The sequence below is a fragment of the Occallatibacter sp. genome (genome assembly GCF_049510455.1).
In the GTDB taxonomy this organism is placed as follows: Bacteria; Acidobacteriota; Terriglobia; order Terriglobales; family Acidobacteriaceae; genus Telmatobacter.
The window spans coordinates 1-3,088 of sequence record NZ_JBEKYX010000188.1 but is presented as its reverse complement, the minus strand read 5'-3'; the positions used below and the strand labels follow the sequence as shown (position 1 = coordinate 3,088).

The 3,088-nt window shown below is 55.3% G+C and carries 4 protein-coding genes and 2 pseudogenes; 4 read left to right on the top strand and 2 right to left on the bottom strand.

The window, feature by feature from the left end:
- Positions 1-179: 179 nt before the first annotated feature.
- Together ABSG47_RS20675 and ABSG47_RS20670 are read left to right on the top strand one after the other, a co-directional pair.
- Entirely contained in the window at positions 180-623 is a 444-nt protein-coding gene (locus ABSG47_RS20675; RefSeq protein ID WP_424172396.1) for a hypothetical protein, read from the top strand.
- An 11-nt stretch (positions 624-634) separates the two neighbouring features.
- Positions 635-929 (top strand): annotated as a pseudogene (locus ABSG47_RS20670) (transposase); the annotation flags it as partial.
- Positions 930-1,007: 78 nt separating this feature from the next.
- Here ABSG47_RS20670 and ABSG47_RS20665 read toward each other — a convergent pair.
- Positions 1,008-1,376: a HesB/IscA family protein gene (locus tag ABSG47_RS20665; protein ID WP_424172393.1), complete on the bottom strand. Its 369-nt coding sequence runs from the start codon at positions 1,374-1,376 to the stop codon at positions 1,008-1,010.
- A gap of 299 nt (positions 1,377-1,675) precedes the next feature.
- On the opposite strand from ABSG47_RS20665, the gene ABSG47_RS20660 reads away from it, so the two are divergent.
- The gene (locus ABSG47_RS20660) at positions 1,676-1,948 is read left to right on the top strand and encodes a hypothetical protein (RefSeq protein ID WP_424172390.1); all 273 of its coding nucleotides are present in this window, start codon (positions 1,676-1,678) and stop codon (positions 1,946-1,948) included.
- Positions 1,949-2,226: 278 nt separating this feature from the next.
- On the opposite strand, the gene ABSG47_RS20655 is transcribed toward ABSG47_RS20660, so the two are convergent.
- On the bottom strand, positions 2,227-2,619 hold the full coding sequence (locus ABSG47_RS20655; protein ID WP_424172388.1) for a hypothetical protein: 393 nt from the start codon (positions 2,617-2,619) through the stop codon (positions 2,227-2,229).
- Between the two features lie 237 nt (positions 2,620-2,856).
- On the opposite strand from ABSG47_RS20655, the pseudogene ABSG47_RS20650 reads away from it, so the two are divergent.
- A pseudogene (locus ABSG47_RS20650) lies at positions 2,857-3,088 on the top strand (phosphoglucomutase/phosphomannomutase family protein); the annotation flags it as partial.

Genomic DNA, 3,088 nt, shown 5'->3' with positions numbered 1-3,088 from the left:
AAGGGATATAGGGACAAGAGCAGTTCTCCTCTTGCTGTGGAGCGATCCCTGCCTGGCCGCTAATACGAATACGCGGCGAGGGTGGGGCGTCCGAACTTTATACCTTCGGGAGAGATGCTTTAATTTAAGTATTTACATTTTATGCGGATAATAATCCTGCCATGAGAGAGGGGGTCGGGATGCAATCGTATTCGCAGGATTTGCGTGAGCGGGTGCTGTGGGCTCTAGATCGTGGCGAGAGGCCGAGTTCGGTTGCGCGGCGTTTGGAAGTGAGCCGCGTTTGGGTCTACCAAGTTCGTGCCCGAGCACGGAAGTTGGGCAAGCGGACCAGCTTTCAGATCGGGGGGCATCGCCGTTCGCGCGTGGCTGAGATGGAGTCAGTGCTGCGCGCCTGGATCGAAGCGGAGCCAGGCCTGGCGTTGTCGGAATTGTCCGCACGTTTGGCCCAGGCGGGATGTTTTAATCAAGCCCGGGGCGCTGTGGCATCAGTTGAATCAATGGAATCTCACCTTCAAAAAAACCTGCACGCCAGCGATCAAGAGCGCGAGGACGTGCCGCAAGCTCGGCGAAAATGGGTTGAAGCATTGCCGAGGAGGGACGTAGAAAAAGATCGTATTCATTGATGAATACCTGGACATCGACAATGGTCACTGACGGTCCCATGAACGGGGAGACGTTTCTCGCTTATATGCGCGAATTCTTGTGTCCAACGTTGCAGTCAGGAGACATCGTTGTTCTTGACAACCTGCAGCCACAAGGTCTCAGGCGTTGAGGAGGCGGCCTGTGCGACAGGCGCCACTTTGCTGTATTTGCCGCCTTACTCTCCCGACTTCAACCCCATCGAGAAGTTCTTTTCCAAACTAAAAGCATTGCTCCGCAGGGCAGCCAAACTGTCCATCGATGCCCTCTGGAAGGAAATCGGCGACCTGTTCAATGCCGCTACCCAGAGGTGTACTCAAACTTCTTCGCCTCATGCGGATAGGTAAACACTTAAATCGAAAATGCTTCTAGACCGAGAAGGAGGAGCCGCAGCCGCAGGTGGACTTGACCTGCGGATTCTCAAACTTGAAGCCTGCTGCTTCGAGAGTTTCAACGTAGTCGACGATGCAGCCATTGAGGTACATGAGCGAAGTGGCATCGACATAGACATTGAGATCGTCGAACTTGAAGACCTTGTCCATCATGCCGCTCTGATTCTCGAAGGCCATCGAGTACTGGAATCCGGAGCAGCCGCCGCCTACCACGCCAATACGCAGACCGGCGGGCAGGGGATCCTGGGTGGCCATGATTTCGCGCACCTTGGTAATTGCCTGCGGGGTCAGGTTAAGAGGCGCTTTCTTGACTTCGAGTTCGGGTGCAACTGCGATTGTGGCCATGACGTCTCCAGTTTCTGAGAAATTCTGCTCTTCCTATGTTACCTAGCCCTGGCGCCTTAAACAAGACCAATTTGGTCGGGCTGTTTATTCGATGCAACAGCGGGTGCGGCGGTCGCAGGGGTAAATTCCCATATTGGCAGCTTTTATTCGCCGAAAAATTGTGTGAGCGGCGTCACTGTTGCGCGATATGGGAAAAGGAGTATGATTTGCAGCCGAAAGGCCCCTCTACCCACGAGCCCGCCAATCGTTTGACGCACCCGCCGGCATCTGGGACCTTCCAAACACTGGAGGTGGCGATTATGCCCTTTGTGCCAACGATGTGGACTGTGTGGGCTGTCTTTGCTGTGGCTCTGGCCGGGCTGCATGCCTATAAATCCCGGCTGGAACGCGATGAGGACGACCAGATCTTCCTGGATGACTCTTTTGACCATATGAAAAACGCGCAGGAGGCGCTTGTGGCGCGCGTGCACAAGATTGAGCCGGTGGAGCGCGTGGCTCTGTGGCTGGCTGTGGCGGCGACGCTGTTTGTCGTCGGCTACTACGTAGTGGACTTCCTGAATCAATTCAAGTAGGGCCGTGCTGGGCGGAGAAGTTGGAATCCGGGATGCGCGCTGAGTTACCCTGTGCAGCGCGCTCTCGGAGGCTTTTTGTTTTCTGCGGCTTGGGATGAACTCCACAGTTCTTATAACAATCTTTATGCGATCTTTATTCTGAAACTGTGCAACCGGCACAGTTTCGACTGGTCGAAGGCTTCGGTCTCTTGTATCTGGCAGGGCAACGGCCTCAAACCGCAGCTTTTCGAAAGCCATTTGTTGCGATTTCTAATGTCTTTTTGACAAGCGGCGAGTCATCATTTTGCGACCTTTACATTGAATGTCACCGTGTTGGCCCCGCCGGCGTTCTTGATGACGAACTTGTAGTGCCCATCCTTCTCCGGCGTAACCTTGACGGAACACTTCGGTCCGGACGAGACGTCCTTAGCGACTTCCGCGCCGGAGGCGTCGTAGACAAAAAGATGCACGTCGGTATTCTGCAGTCCGTCCGTGGTGGCCTCGAACTCTTTCCCCGCCGTGAAAGACAGGAGGTAAGCGACCTCCCCCTTGTCCTTCATTTCGATCTTCTTGCCATTGAATGCCGCCGCGTTGCCAAGGTTCTTCGGCGTGACGTCCTGCGCGGGACATAGTACTGCGACCGTTAATATAACGGCCACCATTGCTGTGACGAACCGAGTAATCGATTTCATTGGTCTTTCCTCCAGTGTAGGATCCGATCCGCAGCATGGTGATAGTGGATTACATGTTTTCACTGAATCTGAGCCGGATCCTCACTTCTCACCCCAGTAAACTATGAAGCATGTAAGAAAGGCGTAAGCCTCCCTGCGTCGTCCTATCGCTCCCGCGTCCCGCTTGCCTCACCCCACCCCAGAAAGGCAGTATGTTCATGCAGGCCCCGCCGCGGCGGATGGAAAGGAAACGCACTCATGAGCGTCATTAAATTCGGCACCTCCGGCTGGCGTTCCATCGTTGCCGGCGACTTCAACTTCGCCAACATCCGCCTTGCCGTCGCTGGCATCGCCGTCTACGTCAAATCGCAGCCCGCGCCGCACCGTGTGCTTGTAGGTCGTGATCCGCGTTTCCTCGGTGAAACCTTCGTCGATGAAGCCGCCCGCGTTCTCGCCGGCGCAGGCGTCACGCCCATCGTCATCACAGATG

What these genes read in the sequence shown, in the direction of transcription:
- ABSG47_RS20675 (WP_424172396.1), top strand. Translation starts at nt 180, where the DNA reads ATGCAATCGTATTCGCAGGATTTGCGTGAGCGGGTGCTGTGGGCTCTA.
- ABSG47_RS20665 (WP_424172393.1), bottom strand. Translation starts at nt 1,376, where the DNA reads ATGGCCACAATCGCAGTTGCACCCGAACTCGAAGTCAAGAAAGCGCCT.
- ABSG47_RS20660 (WP_424172390.1), top strand. Translation starts at nt 1,676, where the DNA reads ATGCCCTTTGTGCCAACGATGTGGACTGTGTGGGCTGTCTTTGCTGTG.
- ABSG47_RS20655 (WP_424172388.1), bottom strand. Translation starts at nt 2,619, where the DNA reads ATGAAATCGATTACTCGGTTCGTCACAGCAATGGTGGCCGTTATATTA.